Origin of the sequence: Legionella tucsonensis, assembly GCF_001468035.1 — a bacterium.
In the GTDB taxonomy this organism is placed as follows: Bacteria; Pseudomonadota; Gammaproteobacteria; order Legionellales; family Legionellaceae; genus Legionella; species Legionella tucsonensis.
Genome location: NZ_LNZA01000001.1, coordinates 472024 through 490824, shown reverse-complemented (window position 1 = coordinate 490824; position 18801 = coordinate 472024). Strand labels below are relative to the sequence as shown.

The window sequence follows — 18801 nt, the reverse complement described above, 5'->3', positions numbered from 1 at the left end:
GCCTGGTTGGTTGCAACCAGGATACACCATCAAGTTAGAGTATTTGTGCGTTGTATTTCTGGAGCTTGTGATTTTTGAGGAAATACCACTGATTTCGATAATCCAAAAAAGGTTCCGTTATAACCTGAATTCGTCATAACGGGTTCCATTCCTGTTTTCATTAACCTTAAGAATGTATCATAAGCTGCCTCAACATTGTTGAGCTTGGTTGCAACCTGAACACGAGGTACTTGAGAACTTGATGCTTCATCTATTTTTGTCTGGCTTGTGCTTAAGTCAATTGTGAGTGAGAGTTCCTCAAATGATGCCATCAAAGGATTTAAAGCGATCAAAGCTGATAAACTATCCCAAAATTGTAATTTACCATAGAATAATTTCTCTCCCATCCCCCGTAATAAGGACGTTAACATATCTTTGACCAATTTCAACGCGGGCAATGTTTCCTTATCTAATCGTGCATAAAACGCTCGAGTCATAGGCATTTGACAAGTAATATCGACAGGAACAAGCCATATAGGAAGATTGAGAGTGGTAAAAACACGTTCCGCGGCTTTTGGATCTGCATAAATATTCCATTCTGCCTTTGTATTTTCTGTATCAGGAATCAGATCTGAAATATTTCCTGGCACTTTTACAGCCCCTCCCATAATGACTATTTTTTCAATTTTTTCTATGCAATCAGGATGAGCAGATATCACTTGAGCAATGTTGGTTAATGGTCCAGTAGCTACTATAGTTATTTTTTCATCACTGGACATTAAAGTGTCAAATATTAATTTAACGGCGGAATCTGTAACTTGAGAATCAGTCACTATTGGCACATCGGTATCATTTAAAATGGTATCTGCTTCCTTAGTAATATATTCAGGAAAGCGAGTACCATGATGATCCATTGCTGAATTAACACCATATGCAACAGGGATCTTTACCGAAGGTTTTAACATGCGACATACTCGCTCCATGTTTTCAGCACCGATTTTAGTAGTCGATTCTCCATAGGTTACTGTAACGGCAACTACATCAGCATTAAGCAGCAATAAACACAATGCCATTATATCTTCATAGGCAGCATCACCATCATGTATTACTTTCATTGCAAATCCTTATTATTTTAAACATCGTGTATGCTATGTTAAATTCATAAAAATTTCGTCTCCAACAGCAGGTTTGTCTTAAAAGCCTGATTCTTTAGAAGCGCTTAATATTAATTTTTTTGCTCCTGCTCTTGAGGATCGAGCATCTAAAAGATGCAAAACAGAACGCATCTCTCGGGTCACTCCATAGTGTTTTTTTAGAGAAATCAAGGTACTCCACCCCCACCAATTTGCTGTAAAGCGACGATCGTATGGATTGCTTATATCTTTTCGCCGCAAGAGTTGTTTCGTACGCTCATTCCAATAAAACAGGGGTGAAATATCCATACTGTGTTCGTCTTTGTTTTCATCTGCTTCAGGAAGCGAAGCAAGGTGAGAATGGTAATCGTTGATTATGCCATTGTAAAAAGTGTTAAAAACTTCATCGGCGGATTGTTGTAACACACGTGCTAGTTTGTTTCGACTCTCTTCATTGGCAGGATTAAAATAAGAAAAATCACCATAGACCACCCAATGCTCCTGATTTGTATTATGCACATGTAAGCCTTCTTGATTTTCTTCATTGTGCATATAGCTTGCTAATAATGAACCCAGCAGTGAGGGATAAACCTCTCGAGCAAGTTGTATCCGCGGAGTGCGCAGATGGCCGGCAGCAAAGTGATCCGACAAAAAATGGCAGGCAAAAGCATCCATTGCATAGGCTAACTCCAAATCCTGCCTTAAACCTGTTTCCCTCGCTTTTAATGCTTGCGACAACGCAGCTTGATGCCCGCTTAAATAAGCAATTTGCGCATTCGGGATGAAATGATCATAATTTTCCATAGCTAATTTCAAATAACGCCCAGGAAACATCCACCAATTCCAAGAGAGACAACCACCACCCGTAATGCAGTTAACTTGTCGACCTACTTCATTGCCAATGCGTTGATAAATGACTTCGGGTGCCTCACCCTGTTGCATGCCTGTTTGGATCGTTTGTAGCTCCTGCTCAATGACGTGATTGAGTTGATTGACTTCACCTACAGCGCGAACCTCTTTAGCAAATGAATAAAAGACATTCAGAAAGCGCTGTTGTTGTTCTTTGGGAGTTTTTCCTAAACTGATAGACTGACCAACAATACCGCATAAATCGCCCAAACTTAAAATATTCCCATAAGTCAGCTTAAGGCCATTGAGCAAATGCAGTAGACCATTTGTTTCAGGCGGTTTGTTTGGTTCAAATAAAAGCGCTACCTGTTGCCCTGCTGCTAAATGCTCCGACAGAGCAAAACCATGATCAAGCTTTTTTGAGTCTGCAGGCAAATGCTCTAAATAGGATGACTCGTCCTGTTGTCTTGCCAAGTGTTCTGCAGCTGAAAAAGAAAACGGCGACAACTGCGCAGCATAACTATTTAATGAATACGCTGCCGCGAAAGCCAAAATGAGTCTTAAAGTCTTTATAAACAACCCTGTCGGTTTAAAAGGCTTCCATTCCATGAAGCAATGTCCTAATCATTTATAACGCAGGATGTTACTATAACTTTAAATTGCCATCATTTCCAAGCAACATTATTCTTGCGTATCAGGAGTACTATTTGAATTATTTGGCGTTGCTTTTGGCATCTCTATAGTTGTTTCAGGAGCTTCTATAGTCGTTTTAGGCGCCTCTATAGTTGTACTCGGGGTCTCTTTAATTACCGCAGGAATTGTGGCTGTTGGACTACCAAGATTCTCACTGAAGAAATGATATGCTACAACAGCAACAAGAATAGCAATCACAACTATAGCAACAATTGCAACACTGCTACTTGAATCATTTCTAGCCATTATAATCTCCCTATAGTTATAATCCGTAGCAATTTAAGTGTAAATTTATTGCTCAATCTTAATAAGTATAGGATAAAAAACCAGGCTGAATTTACGTTATTAAATTTCCCAGAAAAAAACAGCCTGGATGAAGGTCTGAAAGACCTGCTGGATTGATACCACCTGTGGCTCAAAAAAACCTGGACCATCGTTTATGCTGTTGTTTCTTTAGGAGTTAGCCCCATCCCCCCCCGAAAATTGATGGCTATAAAAATCTGTTTTCTCCTCTACAGCCTAATGCTTAATAGTATGAAGGAGAAAATGGTGTAGGATTAAACTTTCGCTCTTCTTGCACTTTATCCTCATCTCTACTTTGTTCAACTTCTTGGACCGGTTGATTTGAATGCGCTTCCTGTTTTTGAGATTGAATCGTTTTTGGTGCAGGTTCTTGTTTGGGTGGCGTCAGATGAAACATTTTTTGTGTACTATCACTAAAAGCAGTAACTTCTTCTATAGATTGAGACACTTTTGGTGATTGTTCTTGATAACTCATTCCGCGAATACATCGTACCTTTTGCAAAGCTTCCCAATTTTCTTCCCAGCCAGTAGCAAAACCATATTTCTCTTTAAACCACCTCATAGCATGCTCTAATTGAAAGTAGGGTTTGATTAGCGTCTCTGCAAGAATATGCCCATTCCCTTCATCCGGACCTTTTGCAAAAAAAACTGTTGCTTTCCTTTTTTGTAAATCGCCGGTTAAATCGATTGCAACCCACCCTCTCCATGGTCCCATATCACCCGTCTTAAACGCAGTAAGTGGTTTGCCATTTTCATCTACTTCGAGTTGAAAGCCCAAACATTCGGCTACATATTTTAAATCCCTATGATCTGACACCGTTTCTTTCGCCCAAGGATCCTGCGTCATAAGAATTTGAGGATTAAAAGCATAGTGCAATGTTTCATCGTTCATCCAAGCTTGCACAAATAGCGCGTAATCTTCCGCAGTAGTTGTTAAGCTATTCGCTGCACAAGGTGAAGGTATTATCTCACGTATATTTGATAAATGAGTGAGTACCGTAAGCATCCATTTTTCCTTTAATTGGATGAGTTCAGAAGTATTTCTTGGAAAATCCCTCGGTAATTTATGCCAGGGAATCATACCATGCCATGGCATAATACTATCCCCACCTAGCACTGCATATTCCAGATCTTTTTTAGTAGCTTTAAGATAAATTTTTCCTGGCTCGTATGTTGTTTTATCAGATATCAACTGTAGTTCGTATTTAGGATAGAAGCTGCTATGGTTCATATGCAAAGGTTTAAAAATATATTCCTTAGCTAACTCTTCAAGAGTTGAGTTAGTCATTTTTTCAATCACTTTTTGTAAATAAAATAAGGGGAGTCCTGAATACCTATAATATTCTTGGCCAGGTTCAAATTGATGATTCACTTCCCCTTTTCGATTTAAATCAAATCCCGTTTTATGAGCAAGAATCATAGCTGGTGTAAATGCATTAATGCGTTCTCTATCTTTTTCATTATTTTTCCATGTAAAACCATGCTGTTGACAAAAATCCTTAAACGGCAAAATGTCATTAAGCCTCCTCATATCTAAAGAGAGTTCACCAGCTTCTGCAAGCTTTAATACAAGATATGTAAATACGGGCTTACTCAGTGATGCGGCTCCAAACACCGTATCTTTATCCACATCGCCATAATTATGGGTGACAGGAGAGCCACTCCCCGTCACTGTAGACACACTTACTTTTTCTATATTGGCTTTCTTTATAATCCGTTCCACCTCAGACTCTGTGCTGTTGGATCTAAAGGCCAATGAACTTAAATCCTCTATAAGCGAAGCCGCTAATTTGACAACTTTTGCTTTCATACTGTTCTCCTACGATATTACCGTTTAATAAATCCATTATATCGAGATACAAATCGTTAATTGTATAAACATTGTATAGATTGGGTATATTTAGATAGAAAGTTGGAGGTGTGAAATAATCTATCTCTCAGTACCTTTAAATATTCTTTACTTAAAAATCATATGGTTTTATGAAACGTATACTTAGGATTAGGGAATTCCAGGCCAGCATGACTACACTAATATTAAACTGCATAGAAATATAAACGATGAACATCAATATATTGTTGGTTGAAGATAACTCCAAGTTAGTCAAGTATTTAAAAAAAATGCTTACTGATGAAGGATATCATGTAGCTACAGAGTCTCGAGGCGATAGCGCTTCCTATCGTATCATTAGAGAACAACCCGATTTAGTGATTCTTGATGTCATGTTGCCAGAGATGAATGGTGAGCAAATTTGTGAAACGGTACGGGATGCATATCGCGGTAAAATATTGATGCTTACTGCTTTGAACACAGAGCAAAATGAGGTAACCAGCCTTAAACTTGGTGCAGATGACTATGTTACAAAACCGGTTAAAGAAGAGGTATTAAAAGCACGAATTGTTGCGCTTTTAAGAAGGCCCAACTTAATCGCAGAATCTAAAAAAATTCAATTTAATCAATTGATTATTGACTTAATAAAAAAAAGTGTCAGTTATTGTGGAAAATCCCTTGATTTAAGCCCAAGTGAATATGAACTACTTGCTCTATTAGCAAAGAATGCCGATACTGTTTTAAGCAGAGATAATATCGATTATGCGTTACGTGGTAGAGAATATGATGGTGTAGACAGGAGTATTGACCTTAAGATATCACGATTAAGGAAGATATTAGGTGATGATATTGATAATCCTTATCGAATTAAAACGATTTATGGAAAAGGATATTTATTTTTATCAGATTCATGGAAGGATAAATGATAAAATTATATCTAAAAACAATTTCCGCTTCTTTATTCATATTATTTTTCATCCTATTAGGTTTTTATCTTTCCTTTACTTACTCCATACGAATAAGCGCCCAAAAAGTTCATGACATTTTAGGGATAGGTAATTTTTCAGTCCTCGAACATATAGTACTCAAAGCAAACGAATCACAATGGAATACACCAATTTCGAGTTCTAATGCGGAATTAAAAAAATTATTCCCGCAAAACACTAATGCCGCACAAGTGTTTGATATGAATTCCCTACCCTTTACAGCGAAAGACAAAGAACAATTGCTTGCGGGTAGTATTGTTTATAAAGAAGAACAGAATCTTATGTTTTTAACCTATAGTCTTCATGATGTTTATGCCTACAAGCGTATTGACAAGAGCCCTTATGTTTTGAAAATACAAGTAGGGACATCGATGAATGAGATTATTCAAAGTTCAACCTATTTGATGAGAACGCTTATTTTAGATACGTTAAATACTCTCCCGATGAGCAAATGGAATGAAGCATTAGATAAACTCCAGATTCAGTATCAAATTCCTTTAACGCTCACCTCTATGAACAGTACAAATATTGCTTATAAAACAAAAAATAAATTAATGAATGGCGAGGTAGATTATAACATCCCCTCTAATGAGAAACCAATAACAACCATTTATTTTAAAATTCCTGACAGTGACAAAATAATAAGCGTAGGCCCTTTAAACTATCCCTATTTTTCACTTCAATTATCAAAAATTCAAATATACTTTGTTATAACAATAACAATTTTAGCTGTTTTGGCAGTGGCAGCTCTCACCTGGTTATTCAGCAGAAACAGCGCAAAAATACATAAATTAACGCAAGAATACAGCCAAGGTCATTTTAACTATGATGTGAGCCTAAGTCGCTTTTCAACTTTGAGAGGTGTCTATGAAAATGTTGTTGTTATGGGTAACAAAATAAATTTACTCATCCAATCACAACAAAATATGGCACGATTTGTTGCCCACGAAGTTCGCACTCCTTTATACACCATACAATTGGCTCTTGATTCGTTAAAAAAACTTAAAGCTCAGTCTCGTGAAGAGCAAGAACATTTTGAAAGCATTGAAGAAGACATACACGATTTGAATCGGTTGATTCACACTTTTTTACTCTACTCTCAAAGTACGACACACGAACTTAAAATAAATAAGACACTACTCAATATACGTAAGTGGCTTGAGAATTTATTAAAAACACATCAATCCTATGAGGTAAACGTGCTATTTAATTACCAACAAAGTGATAATGAATTGCTTTTTTTTGATCCAAAACTCTTATATCACGCGGTAAATAATCTCATCAGTAATGCACTGAAACACGCTCATAAACAGATACTAATCTGTTTGGAATATCAAAATAAATCAGTAATTATTCGCATAGAAGATGATGGTCCAGGTGTTCCTGAATGTGATAGAGGAGAAATTGTGGAACCCTTTACAACATTAAGTTCAAGTGACACAACAGAAAAACATATTGGGCTTGGTTTATCAATTACGAAATCCATATTGAGTTTACATGAAGGGATGCTTTCCATAGGTGATTCGAAGACATTAAAAGGAGCAAGTTTTAGTCTTATTTTGCCAAGAATAACTTGATATAATCTAGCATTAGCTTTATTGAAAACATACATCGGATTAACTATGATTAAATAATTATCATAAACAGCAAGGATCTTGATATGCCAAACAGTATTGTTCCCTTCCGCGTAGATTTTGAGAAAAATGGTAGTTCTGTTTCATCCAGGGATCAGGCGATTCAAATCCTGGATGAAGTAGCTAGATTACATGCTAATGGAGCTAAAACGGTTGGGATCACCTATTCTGCCAATCAAGATCAAACAGATAAAATTACAGATACTTACAAAAAAGGAAGTTGGAAAACAGGTACAAATGGAGCGAACCAGGCAGCTGTAATATCCCAAATCGAGCAACTACTCACTGAGCCAAAATACCAACATTTACAGAGCGTATACCGGACAGTTCCTATTACCACGATGAAATACGACAGCAAAGGAAAAGCAGTGCCCACAGATGACACTTCAGTAAAACAAAGCCTTAGCCATGCTTCTCAATTTATGGAGGGTGGAGGCGTGTTACTAGGCTGGACTAATCAAAAAACTCCTCAAGGAAGTTTGGCAATTGGTGGCGGTGTGGCGGCTGGTGTGCAAACATCAAGCCAAAAGCAAATGATTAACAACTGGATAAAGAGCAATCTCCCACCATCCACTTTAGAGGAGGATATACCATTAACATCTCCTAAGAAAACAGTAACTGATACCTCTCAGATGGAAATGCTTGAAAAAGAAGAAGTTGCACGTAAGAAAAAGAGTACTAGTATTCAAAGTGAACAAACTGAAGCTTTGCTTGAGGCCTATAAAAAACATTGTGGGGAAAAATGGTTTAAAGATAACCCGCCTCAGAAAGATAAAGAGGGTCGATTAAACCTATCTTTTAAATCGGATGAAGATATGGCTGACTTTTTTAAAAAACAAGCAGATTTAGGGAAAAGTTTTATTATGATTGATGACAAAACCAATAAAGTCATCGCTTTTTCTAATGGTGATGGAAAGCTCTATAGACCAGGAAAAGAGGGCCCGCAAGAAATTACAGGTAAGTCTATAATGCCCAAAGAAAGTGAAATGAAAGATCTTCCCGGGCTTGATAATTTCAAAATGCCTTCAAAAGAAACAACACAAGAGCCATCCGTTACTAAATCTCAGCATACGTAACCTGAAGTGAATTAGTTTAGACTTAATCTGCCACAACTACTTGAAAAAGTGAGAGTTTCCGGTTTTGATAGAAGTGCGAACTTTAAACAAAACCAAAAGGAAAACTCTCATGATAGATAATACTGTTAAAATCATTAAACATAAAGTTGGTCTTCTAAATCTTGCAGAAGAATTGGGTAATGTATCAAAAGCCTGCAAGGTAATGGGTTTATCGAGAGATACATTTTATCGTTATAAATCAGCAGTAGATGAAGGTGGGGTTGAGGCTTTATTTGATCAAAGTAGAAGGAAACCGAATGTTAAAAATCGAGTAGATGAATCTATTGAAGAAGCTGTACGAGAATATGCTATAGCATACCCAGCCCATGGTCAGCAACGCACTAGCAATGAATTACGTAAACAAGGCATCTTCGTTTCTGGTAGTGGAGTTCGCAGTGTTTGGCTAAGGCACCAATTAGCTAATTTTAAAGACGGCCTGAAAGCCCTTGAATCAAAAGTAGCAGCTGAGGGTATCATTCTGACAGAGGCTCAAATTATTGCTTTAGAGAAGAAGAAGTTTGATGACGAAGCTTGCGGTGAAATAGAAACAGCTCACCCGGGTTACTTAGGGTCCCAAGATACTTTTTATGTTGGCACATTAAAAGGTGTTGGCCGTGTCTATCAGCAAACCTTTGTAGACACCTATAGTAAAGTGGCTTTTGCCAAGCTTTATACAACTAAAACACCCATTACCTCAGCAGATATTCTTAATGACAAGGTCTTACCCTTCTTTGAGCTGCAAGGATTGCCTATGCTGCGCATTTTAACCGATAGAGGCACAGAGTATTGTGGTAAGGTAGAGCAACATGATTATCAGTTATATTTAGCTATTAACAATATTGACCATACGAGAACAAAAGCAAACTCACCGCAAACTAATGGGATCTGTGAACGCTTCCATAAAACCATTTTACAGGAGTTTTATCAGGTTATCCTGCCCCAAAGTAAATCGATATTCCCTTGGGAAGTCCTTGCTGTATTCAAATACCTTTAAAATTAATTGATAAGTATTTCGATATACAGATAATTCAGTATACAAAGCCACAGCAACACCTCTTTTTTGCACCAGACCGCTGCGCGGTCTGGGTAATGGTTAAATTGGTTAATAGTTAAAAAGCCCGGACACAACGAACTAGAAAGTTGCCGTCCTTAAAGTCAGGGAGCTGAAAGCCGAAGCTGAAGTTCTGGATCCACGCATCGATAGCGTCGAACTCGGTAGAGCCCCAGTAGTCGCCCGGACTGAACCCACCGACCATATCTTTCTGCAGAAACAATTGATTCAGCTCAAATTTTGAGGGTAAATACCAATCAGCGTAACAGGTATCGCCTGCTGTACCTGGGTCAGTACAGGCAGTTATACCATCAGCTTGTATCCGATAATCTGCGCAAACTTTTGCGGCAAAATTATTAGACCCGTCCGGAATTTGAATCGCCATGATTTGTGCGTTATTCTTTATGCCGGCAAAAATACCATCACTTCTGCTCGTTCCTGTAAGCAAACTATTGGTATTTTTCCATGCTATAGCATTGCCCCCATTATTATCCTCTCCTGCCGCAATCAACCCATGCTGACCGGTAGAATCAACGTAAAAGACAATGCCGCCCATGGCCTGCTGGCCTATGGTGTACGTGCCAGGGCCGTCAATCCACTGGGTATCGAAATCATCATTCGATGTTTTTGCAAGAATTTGTCCAGTCGTACCACCGGCAGCAACCCCGGGACCTGGGTCACCCTGTGCACCAGGAGCACCAGGAGCACCAGCTGGACCCTGCTGGCCTTGTGGTCCTTGTGGACCTGCAGGCCCCTGTTTTCCAGCAGGAATGGCAGCAATCTGTGATTGCAATATTTTTACTTGAGTATCTACGTATTCTTTTGAGGCTGGATTGGCAGCAGAATAAGCAGTACCGGCTATAGTGAAGGCTAACCCTAAAGCGATAATGTATTGTTTCTTCTTCATAAATTAATTCTCCATCCTAGATGTTATACAGCGACCATCAAACCAAGCAGCACGCCATTTTGGATGGGGATATTGGATACTCGTCCAGTGGCACTGTCAGCATTGAAGCGAAAGTCAGGGTTGCTGCCAAAAACGCCCTGATAAGATAAACTCAAGCTTGCCCGTTCACTGATGGCACACCCCAAACCCGCTTGTACTTCCCCGGCAATTTGCGATTTATCGTTAATACTGTCACGGTCATTAAACTGCCAGCGGCGATAGGCAATCCCACCTTTCAATTGGGCAAAAACAGGGGTCGTGCCGAACGAATTGCTTTTTAAAGTCGCTAACAAATCAAGCATCGGCTTTACCGTCGTTTGAATCGGAAGACCGCCAAGTGCATCAACGGCTGCTTGTGAAGGGAAATATCGCATGGTGTTGCCGTTTTGCACGCCCATTTCCAAGCCCCAGGTCAGAGAATGACCGGTGTATACATCTCGGCCAATGGCAAAGCGACCCACAGCAGTTTGACCATCGCCTCGGTACATATCCTCATACACCGTATAGCCAAGACTGCCCGTCAACGACCAGGGATGTGATACTGGACCACCAGTGCCACCCATGCTGCCAGCCACCACAGGTAACGCCATGCACCCTAGCGACAAACCAAGAAAGCGAGAGCTTCCTCTTTTTAAAAAGCCAGCAGGGCCTTGATGAACTATTGTGGGTTGATAACAGAAAGCCGCTGTTTTAAAAAACTTACTATGCAGAACATTAATTAGTGAAGAAAATAAACCTTGATAGATTGATTGATTGAAAATATCAGAGTCAACACCTGTCCTGACCATACTCCTTCTCCTAAGCTTTTTCCTCAGGTAATTCATTACGCCTCCTTCGTCAAAGTCAATATTCCAACCCATCTAAGATAGATGAGTCAGCGTCCAAACCATAATATAATATGGCCCCTAAAAAAGTGGCTCTACACCAACAAAGGGGGCACTTTAATCAAATTAGTCTAGACTAATTCCTTGATTTTGCGATCAAAAAGGAGATTAAAGTGCCTTGCTAATTTATATCTTATGACTTAACTTTGGAAGATTTATAACATCTAAGATTCTGAACTAGAACACCGATAATCTTAACGTCAATACCATCACTTACCTTAATATTTGGCCAATTATCATTTAGTGTTAGCAGTTCAAATTCCGCCGAAGTATAAGATAATTTTTTATACTGACAGATGATCGTTTCTGGCTTACCACTGATTTTAACTGCTACAAAATCACCCGGTTCTGGCAAAACAGAAGGCTCAATCACCAATACATCATTGACTCTAATTTCAGGCATCATACTGTCATCTGTTATTTTCAAAGCAAATGCATCTTCCGAGCTGCAATTAGTACGGTTATATCAAATGATTCTTGAAATACATGCTCAAGAAAAACAGTTTAAAAAATATTTACCTCTTCCTAAAGGCTTTCGACAACTCAGTGCATCAATGGAGTGATAAATCGTGAAATGGGTAAAATTAAAAAAATATTGTCAAGATACTGGAGATACCACAAATGCGGTGCATTCTAAACGTAAGCGAGGGATGTGGTTAGATGGCTTACATTGCAAGTTAGGCCCAGATGGTAACTTATGGATTAATTTGGTGGAGGTTGAAAAATGGGTGGAATTCGGCGATCAAGCGACACTCCAAAAACTCCAGCAGGCGTAGAGATAAGACGTTGGAGTTCAGGGAAAACCACTCTTAGGATCAGTTTTTACTATAGGGGTGTACAGTGTCGAGAAACATTAAAGCTAGAAGTCACCCCTAGCAATATCAAATATGCTGAAAGATTACGTTGTGAAATACTCAACACTATTGAACGGGGTACATTTTCATATGCAGATTATTTCCCACAATCAAATTTGGCGAGAAGATTTGGACATGTAAAAACTAATATAACAATTGGTGAACTACTCAGAGATTTTTTAGACCAAATAAAAGCAACCCGTGAGCATAGTACATATATCGGATACAAAAAGGTCTGTGAGGCGCACCTTATTCCTTATTTTGGAGAGGTTGCATTACAAGATTTAAAACCAGCTTATATTCGAGAATGGATACGTGGTTTGCAAGTTACCTCAAAAACCGTCAGCAATCTTCTCATTCCTCTACGAGCGATTATTGAACAAGCACTTAATGATGAGTACATCAAGAGTAACCCGCTAGATAAAATTGTCATTTCTAAGTTGTTAAGCAAACAAACCAGCAAAAGTAATTTCAAAGTAGACCCATTTGATAAAAATGAGGTCAAAGCTATTTTAGATGCAACGCATCATAAACAGATCAGGAATCTCTTTCAGTTTGCTTTTTTTACAGGATTAAGAACATCCGAGCTTATAGCTCTTGAATGGGAAGACATTGATTTAGCTCATGGGATAATTAATGTTGCCAGAGCAGTAGTTAAAAAACAGGTCAAGGGAACTAAAACCATTGCAGGCAAGCGTCAGGTAATGTTACTTCCTCCCGCTATTGAAGCACTTAACGCACAAATGAAGTATACATTTGATAATGGGAAAAGGGTATTTCATAATCCGCGCACGAATCAACCATGGGAAACCGATCACCAAATCCGACGCACTGCTTGGGTTCATACCATGAAAAAAGCTGGAGTTCGTTACAGAAATCCCTATCAAACAAGACATACTTATGCCTCCATGATGCTATCATGTGGAGAAAATATAATGTGGGTTGCAAGCCAGATGGGGCATGTTGATACCGAAATGGTGATGAAAACTTATGGTAAGTGGATTCCTAATGACGAATCGAAAAAGGGATATCGCCCAGTCAACAATTGGGAAACCTATATTAGTTCTGAATAAAAAATCTAAGAAAGATTACGCGCTAGATACTAAGCAGCTATAAGCGTTAAATTTGCAATTAACAAATGTCAGCATATTTTTCACTATGTGCGAACCTTATTTAGGTTCTAAATATAAATTGCTCCTAGAGTTATACATCATGAAGCATTTAACCAAGTATTAAGCTCGTATTTTTCACCCGTGATCCTTGTTATATTTGCTTGTGCCACTGCGACCCCTACGGTAGTCAATTTAAGGTGACCTAAATTAGTCGTATTCCAACTAGTATTCAAGGTTAATAGTATAGGGGAAATAGATGCCAATAATTCCAAAATTTCTTCTTCTGTATATACGTAATTATCCTGTAGCTTTTTTAATATTTGAATTTTCTCAGTATCCAAACCTAATTTCCGACCACTCTCCTCTAAAACAGTGTGGTTTAAAGCGTTTATTTGAAATTTTTTATTGTTTCTTAAACAAGGTATTATAAGTTGTTTAAATTGTTCTGTTGTTAATGGTAATTCTTTAATTTCGTCTAAATCAAAACCTTTAGATAGAACTCCGCCATAATTAGCTTTTAAATGATCAGTAAACTTGGAGCCAATAAAAGGGATGTTACCACATCCCACATATTCAATATGTCTAAAGTCATATAGTCCCCCTTTAAAATCCTCACAAAAAGGTAAAAAAGTTTTCAAGTAATTTTCAAAAGATATTACGTTAATAATGACTTTTGCAGATTCAGCGCTTAAAAAAACTAAGCTGATAATATTAAGTTGTTGCTTAGTAAGCTTATTAGCAACTTGTATAGCTTCATTTAAAACAATTTTTTTAAAATCATGATCCTCGGATTTAAACCTATCTATTAACAAATTTGTTAATAAATTTAATAAATCGACCTTACCAGAACGGGCATACTCTTTTTGGGAAGTATAAATTGCAAACTGAAGGTCAGGATCTTTTGCTGCATCCAGATTAATTTGACTTTCACTTTTCAATGCAACAATTAAATTAGCAGTGAACTCATCCAACCGTTGTCTTATTGTATTCTCAGCCTCATGTTGAAGGATCAAAAAATTTTCTCGAAATAAATCGTTGCAAATTTGCTTTACATCATCATAGTCAAGACCATTATTTATGGTTATATTCCCCTGAGCCAGGAAATTAGTAGATTCTTTTCCAGATTTCTGGATTTGTTTATTTTTCCCTTTTGGAATCATTTTTGATAATAATGTCTTTGCCAGCTTGAACATTTATTGATCCCTTACCAGATTTTTGTTTTTGAATGAGTTGATTTTTCGAATTATTAAACCACAACCAACCAATTAAAGCCGGAACTAATCCACTAAATAATGCTCCTATTATCCACTCATATTTTTCCATAAATTACCTTACTAAAAATGTATTAGATAAAATAAATTAAGCTTCAAAAAATTTTGAAAATTATAGAAAGTATTAGGGTTCTGACTGTTGATTAGTATGCCTCGCCAATTGGGAAATAAACCCTTTGAAAACCCGCGATAAATCCTGAGGTAAAAAAAATATTATAAATCAAGTAGTTAATTGGTGGAGGCGGCGGGAATCGAACCCGCGTCCGCAAATCCTCTGCCTTCAGCTCTACATGCGTAGCCGTGTCTTTTGATTTAACTGTGCATTCTCCGACGGGCAGGATACTACACAGCGATTCCCTGAGTTTCGCATCTTAATCCGGGAGAGATTAGGACACTAGCTTATCTCTTATGACCGTTGATTCGATACCGATAAGCGGGCTCGGTCGAACGGGATACTGGGTTTATTGGCCAGTACACAGTGATGGTTTAACTAAAGTGCTTATTAGGCAGCAATAGCTTCCCCACCAGCAAAGTTTTCATCGTTTGCATTTATATTTAGTTTGAGTCTTTTTTACGAGAGTTCTCATTCTCGGCATGCACCTCTGGTTTTGCAACCCACGTCGAAGCCAGGTCGCCCCCTTGTACACTTTAAGTATAACATAAAATATGTGCAGATTAGCAGCTTTCTTTTGAAAATTGAGTGTAATTCCCTGGGTTATGGGGCTTTGCCTTGACCCAGGGTTTGCTTTAGCCTTGAATACCGTTGTGGCGTAACAACGCATCAACCGTTGCCGGGCGACCTCTGAACTCTTTATAGGCTACAGCAGCTTTTTTCGAACTGCCTACTTCCAAAATGTAATGCAGGAAATCATGTCCGGTTTTGGGATTTAATACCCCTTCTTCTTCAAAACGGGAAAACGCGTCGCTGGATAAAACTTCTGCCCAACTGTAACTGTAATAACCTGCAGCGTATCCGCCCCCAAATATATGACTAAAGCTCTGCGGGAAACGATTGTAGTGGACAACAGGAATCACACAGGTTTTAGAACGTACGTCAGCGAGGATATTTTCAACTAAAGAATCTTGCTTAGGTGCATACTCTTGATGAATACGAAAATCGAATATAGAAAATTCCATCTGTCGTAACATCGCCATTGCCGATTGGAAATTTTTTGCGGCAATCAACCGTTCAAAAAGAGTCGCAGGAAGCGGCTCACCGCTATCTACATGCGCAGTCAAAACATCCAAACCGCTTTTTTCCCAACACCAATTTTCAAAAAATTGACTGGGTAACTCTACAGCATCCCACTCTACCCCATTAATTCCTGATGCGCCCAGATAATCGACCTGAGTTAAAATATGATGCAGGCAATGACCAAATTCGTGGAATAAAGTCACCACTTCTTCATGCGATAACATCGCGGGCTTATTGGCAGATGCTTTGGCAAAATTACAGGTCAAGGTTGCGATAGGTAACTGTACTTTACCATCCTCCAGTCTTCTGCGGCTTTGTAATGAATCCATCCATGCACCACTGTGTTTGTTCGGTCTGGCAAATAAATCGGTAAACACATAACCACGAACAGTGTTGTGTTCATCGACCACACAATAACATTGTACGTCTTTATGCCAAATATCAACGCCTTTGATTGCTTCAATGGACATGCCATAAAGTTTTTTAACAAGATCGAATAAACCCTGCATGACCTTAGGTTGAGGAAAATAGGGACGTAAATCTTCCTGCGACAGGGTAAATAACGCTTGTCTTCGTTTTTCAGACAAATATGCTACGTCCCAAGGTTTTACGGGTTTAAGCTTAAACTTTTCCGCAGCAAATTGTTCCAACTGCTTGAACTCCGTTGTTGCTTGCGTGTGGATACGCTTAACCAAATCATCCATAAAATCCCTGACTTGACCGGTTGACTCCGCCATTTTTGTCGCCAGTGACAATTCTGCATAGTTATTAAACCCTAAAAGTCTGGCTTTTTCATGGCGTAATGCCAAAATTTCCTGAATCAAAGGTGTATTGTCATAGGTTCCAGCATTAGGACCTTGATCTGAAGCTCGGGTAATATAGGCGTGGTACATTTCTTCACGTAACGCACGGTCTTCAGCATAAGTCATCACCGCTTGATAACAAGGGTATTCCAAGGTCAGTACATGCCCGTCAAGACCTTTTTCTGCAGCAACTTCTTTGGCGGTATTCAAAGCATGTTCCGGTAGTCCTGCCAGACGAACTGGATCTTTAATATGTAAGGTGAATGCTTGGGTCGCATCTAAAATATTGTGTTCAAATTTATTCGTGAGCTCATCAAGGCGTGCCTGAATTGCTTCAAACCGCTTTTTATCCTCCTTATCAAGCGCAACACCTGATAATTCAAAATCGCGCAAACTATCAGTTATCAGTTTTTGTTGTACTTGATTTAAGGAATGGGTATCTATAGATTTAATCGCTTCATACAATTCATGATTATGGCCCATAGCTGATTCATAAGCAGAGAGCAGTGGCAAACATGTGTCATAACATTTGCGAAGTTCAGGCGAATCCATAACTCCATGCAAATGAGACATGGGCGACCAAAAACGCTCCAGTTCGTCCGCCATATCGTCCAGCGGGTACATTAGGTTTTCCCAGGTATAATGGGTATTTTCTTTGAGTAACAGTTCAACCTGCTCCAAATGCTTTTTTAACATCGCATCGAGATGAGATTGAAAGTGATTGACATCAATACGGCTAAATTGGGGTAATCCTACTTGTGATGACATGCTTTACCTTTAAAATAGAGACAAGAGCTAAAGCATAGCATTCAATTCATAAAGCCTCTATACCTCAATGAAATCATCGATGATAGGCGATTATCGGGAAATTAAATACAACATAGTCCAGTATCTAAACCCATATCTTCTTCCTCTACAGTGGGTAGCTCCTTGGTGCTAAAAAGGCCTAGCTTGGATAATGCGGAGGAGCGATCTAGGGTATCCCTAGGTCGCCTCTTGGTTACTTCTTCGGTAAGGCTAAAATTAATAATACAAATTGTAACCAGGATAAGTGCCCCAATGAACGGCAAAATTGGATTCACAGCAAATACGGGAAGAGCCATACACATCCCTAAAAAAATAAAAACCGTAGTCGCAACATGTGAGCCTAAACGAAACTGTTCTAAAGCGATTTCCTTATCTATGGTTTCAAGGTGATCCCTTATTTGTTTCTGTTCTTTCCTACTCCCTGCACTATCGAGCATGGCTTCATATTGGGATCTAAGCTCATTTAAGCGGCTTAACTCAATATAAGCTCGGGTAATAGCCCAAAGGACATCAAAAGCGAACACAGCAAGGGATACGTAAAATGCAAAAGGAGCTAATGCTCCGGTCAAATAAAACGTATTGATCAGACCCGAACCAACCCAAACAATATCATTTCCAAATTCAAAATAGCGTCTTTTTATTTGTGCACTAAAGCGCACCTCCCAACCCAATGACTTTTCGTGCTCATCCATCCACCATCCAGGAATGGTATGCTTAAATAAAGAATAGAAATTTACCACCAGGCGCGGTAACCAAAAAAACCAGGCCAGGTGCATAAGAAACGGATCCATCGCTGTATCTATGATTTTTATAAAACGAAGGTATGATTGGGATTTTGTATGCACCAAAGCAAGAAGATCCAATGCACGTTTTGAACGAACAATGAGAAGACGCCATAAATTGATGTCCAGGATGGTATTGCGTAATTCTTGAGTGAAGGAAAAATTTCCAGGGAGTTCTTTAGGCTTTGGGGGGAAGCTGGGAATAAGTTCTGCCAATAATTCACGGTACAAATTTTGTTGCGCGCGTAAGCGAAGCACTTCTCTTGGTATGTCCATGTAATATTGATAGATGCGCTCCAAAAGTTCGGCCATCATCAATGCGGCAATCAATTGTTCGCGTAGTTCTTCCCGATCTATGGGTTTTGAGGAGAGGAATTTAGCTCTGAGTTGTTGTCTTAAAAAGCTGTATTCCAGGTTCATCACCAAATGCATGGGGATTATTTTACGATAAAAATCTGCCCCTAATTTTTTAATACTTTCGGCAAATGTCCAATGCAAAGGATTTTCAGCTTGAACAAGAGAGAGTTCAGGAAAAGTTTCATGCAAATGTCGAATTATTGGGGTCATGATGTCCTA

At 38.8% G+C, this 18801-nt stretch carries 15 protein-coding genes, 1 other RNA gene and 1 pseudogene; 5 read left to right on the top strand and 12 right to left on the bottom strand.

Annotated elements, in window-relative coordinates:
- Positions 1 to 29 precede the first annotated feature (29 nt).
- The 4 genes from Ltuc_RS02145 to Ltuc_RS02130 form a co-directional block, all read right to left on the bottom strand.
- Positions 30 to 1094, bottom strand: coding sequence for a nucleoside hydrolase (locus tag Ltuc_RS02145; RefSeq protein ID WP_058519714.1), 1065 nt, complete (start codon positions 1092 to 1094; stop codon positions 30 to 32).
- A 78-nt stretch (positions 1095 to 1172) separates the two neighbouring features.
- Positions 1173 to 2570: a hypothetical protein gene (locus Ltuc_RS02140; protein ID WP_065236202.1), complete on the bottom strand. Its 1398-nt coding sequence runs from the start codon at positions 2568 to 2570 to the stop codon at positions 1173 to 1175.
- 72 nt (positions 2571 to 2642) lie between these two features.
- Entirely contained in the window at positions 2643 to 2900 is a 258-nt protein-coding gene (locus tag Ltuc_RS02135; protein WP_058519713.1) for a hypothetical protein, read from the bottom strand.
- A gap of 280 nt (positions 2901 to 3180) precedes the next feature.
- Positions 3181 to 4767: a serine hydrolase domain-containing protein gene (locus Ltuc_RS02130; protein ID WP_058519712.1), complete on the bottom strand. Its 1587-nt coding sequence runs from the start codon at positions 4765 to 4767 to the stop codon at positions 3181 to 3183.
- A 248-nt stretch (positions 4768 to 5015) separates the two neighbouring features.
- On the opposite strand from Ltuc_RS02130, the gene Ltuc_RS02125 reads away from it, so the two are divergent.
- The 4 genes and pseudogenes from Ltuc_RS02125 to Ltuc_RS02110 all read left to right on the top strand — a co-directional run.
- A complete protein-coding gene (locus Ltuc_RS02125) occupies positions 5016 to 5711 on the top strand; it encodes a response regulator (RefSeq protein ID WP_058519711.1) in 696 nt (231 codons plus the stop codon).
- Entirely contained in the window at positions 5708 to 7348 is a 1641-nt protein-coding gene (locus Ltuc_RS02120) for an ATP-binding protein (RefSeq protein WP_058519710.1), read from the top strand. The genes Ltuc_RS02125 and Ltuc_RS02120 overlap by 4 nt, the downstream gene beginning before the upstream one ends.
- A gap of 83 nt (positions 7349 to 7431) precedes the next feature.
- Complete coding sequence (locus tag Ltuc_RS02115) at positions 7432 to 8481, top strand: hypothetical protein (protein ID WP_058519709.1); 1050 nt, start codon at positions 7432 to 7434, stop codon at positions 8479 to 8481.
- Positions 8482 to 8590: 109 nt separating this feature from the next.
- Positions 8591 to 9451: pseudogene (locus Ltuc_RS02110) on the top strand (IS481 family transposase); the annotation flags it as partial.
- Positions 9452 to 9629: 178 nt separating this feature from the next.
- Here the strand turns inward: Ltuc_RS02110 and Ltuc_RS02105 are convergent.
- From Ltuc_RS02105 to Ltuc_RS14875, 3 genes are all read right to left on the bottom strand, one after another.
- Positions 9630 to 10478 (bottom strand): Lcl C-terminal domain-containing protein, encoded by an 849-nt coding sequence (locus Ltuc_RS02105; protein ID WP_058519708.1) that lies wholly within the window; start codon positions 10476 to 10478, stop codon positions 9630 to 9632.
- Between the two features lie 23 nt (positions 10479 to 10501).
- Complete coding sequence (locus tag Ltuc_RS02100) at positions 10502 to 11305, bottom strand: hypothetical protein (protein WP_058519707.1); 804 nt, start codon at positions 11303 to 11305, stop codon at positions 10502 to 10504.
- A 229-nt stretch (positions 11306 to 11534) separates the two neighbouring features.
- A complete protein-coding gene (locus tag Ltuc_RS14875; protein ID WP_338011329.1) occupies positions 11535 to 11807 on the bottom strand; it encodes a LexA family protein in 273 nt (90 codons plus the stop codon).
- A 318-nt stretch (positions 11808 to 12125) separates the two neighbouring features.
- On the opposite strand from Ltuc_RS14875, the gene Ltuc_RS02085 reads away from it, so the two are divergent.
- Positions 12126 to 13328 carry a tyrosine-type recombinase/integrase gene (locus Ltuc_RS02085; protein WP_058519704.1) on the top strand — a complete coding sequence of 401 codons (1203 nt, stop codon included), beginning with the start codon at positions 12126 to 12128 and terminating at the stop codon, positions 13326 to 13328.
- 137 nt (positions 13329 to 13465) lie between these two features.
- Here Ltuc_RS02085 and Ltuc_RS02080 read toward each other — a convergent pair whose 3' ends face one another.
- From Ltuc_RS02080 to Ltuc_RS02065, 5 genes are all read right to left on the bottom strand, one after another.
- Positions 13466 to 14560, bottom strand: coding sequence for an LPO_1073/Vpar_1526 family protein (locus Ltuc_RS02080; protein ID WP_133138373.1), 1095 nt, complete (start codon positions 14558 to 14560; stop codon positions 13466 to 13468).
- Positions 14505 to 14690 (bottom strand): hypothetical protein, encoded by a 186-nt coding sequence (locus Ltuc_RS02075; protein ID WP_058519702.1) that lies wholly within the window; start codon positions 14688 to 14690, stop codon positions 14505 to 14507. Before Ltuc_RS02075 ends, Ltuc_RS02080 begins: the two co-directional genes overlap by 56 nt.
- A 181-nt stretch (positions 14691 to 14871) precedes the next feature.
- Positions 14872 to 15277, bottom strand: a transfer-messenger RNA (tmRNA) gene (gene ssrA / locus Ltuc_RS14825).
- A 108-nt stretch (positions 15278 to 15385) separates the two neighbouring features.
- Positions 15386 to 17404: a M3 family metallopeptidase gene (locus tag Ltuc_RS02070; RefSeq protein WP_058519701.1), complete on the bottom strand. Its 2019-nt coding sequence runs from the start codon at positions 17402 to 17404 to the stop codon at positions 15386 to 15388.
- 101 nt (positions 17405 to 17505) lie between these two features.
- The gene (locus tag Ltuc_RS02065) at positions 17506 to 18792 is read right to left on the bottom strand and encodes a hypothetical protein (protein WP_058519700.1); all 1287 of its coding nucleotides are present in this window, start codon (positions 18790 to 18792) and stop codon (positions 17506 to 17508) included.
- Positions 18793 to 18801 lie beyond the last annotated feature (9 nt).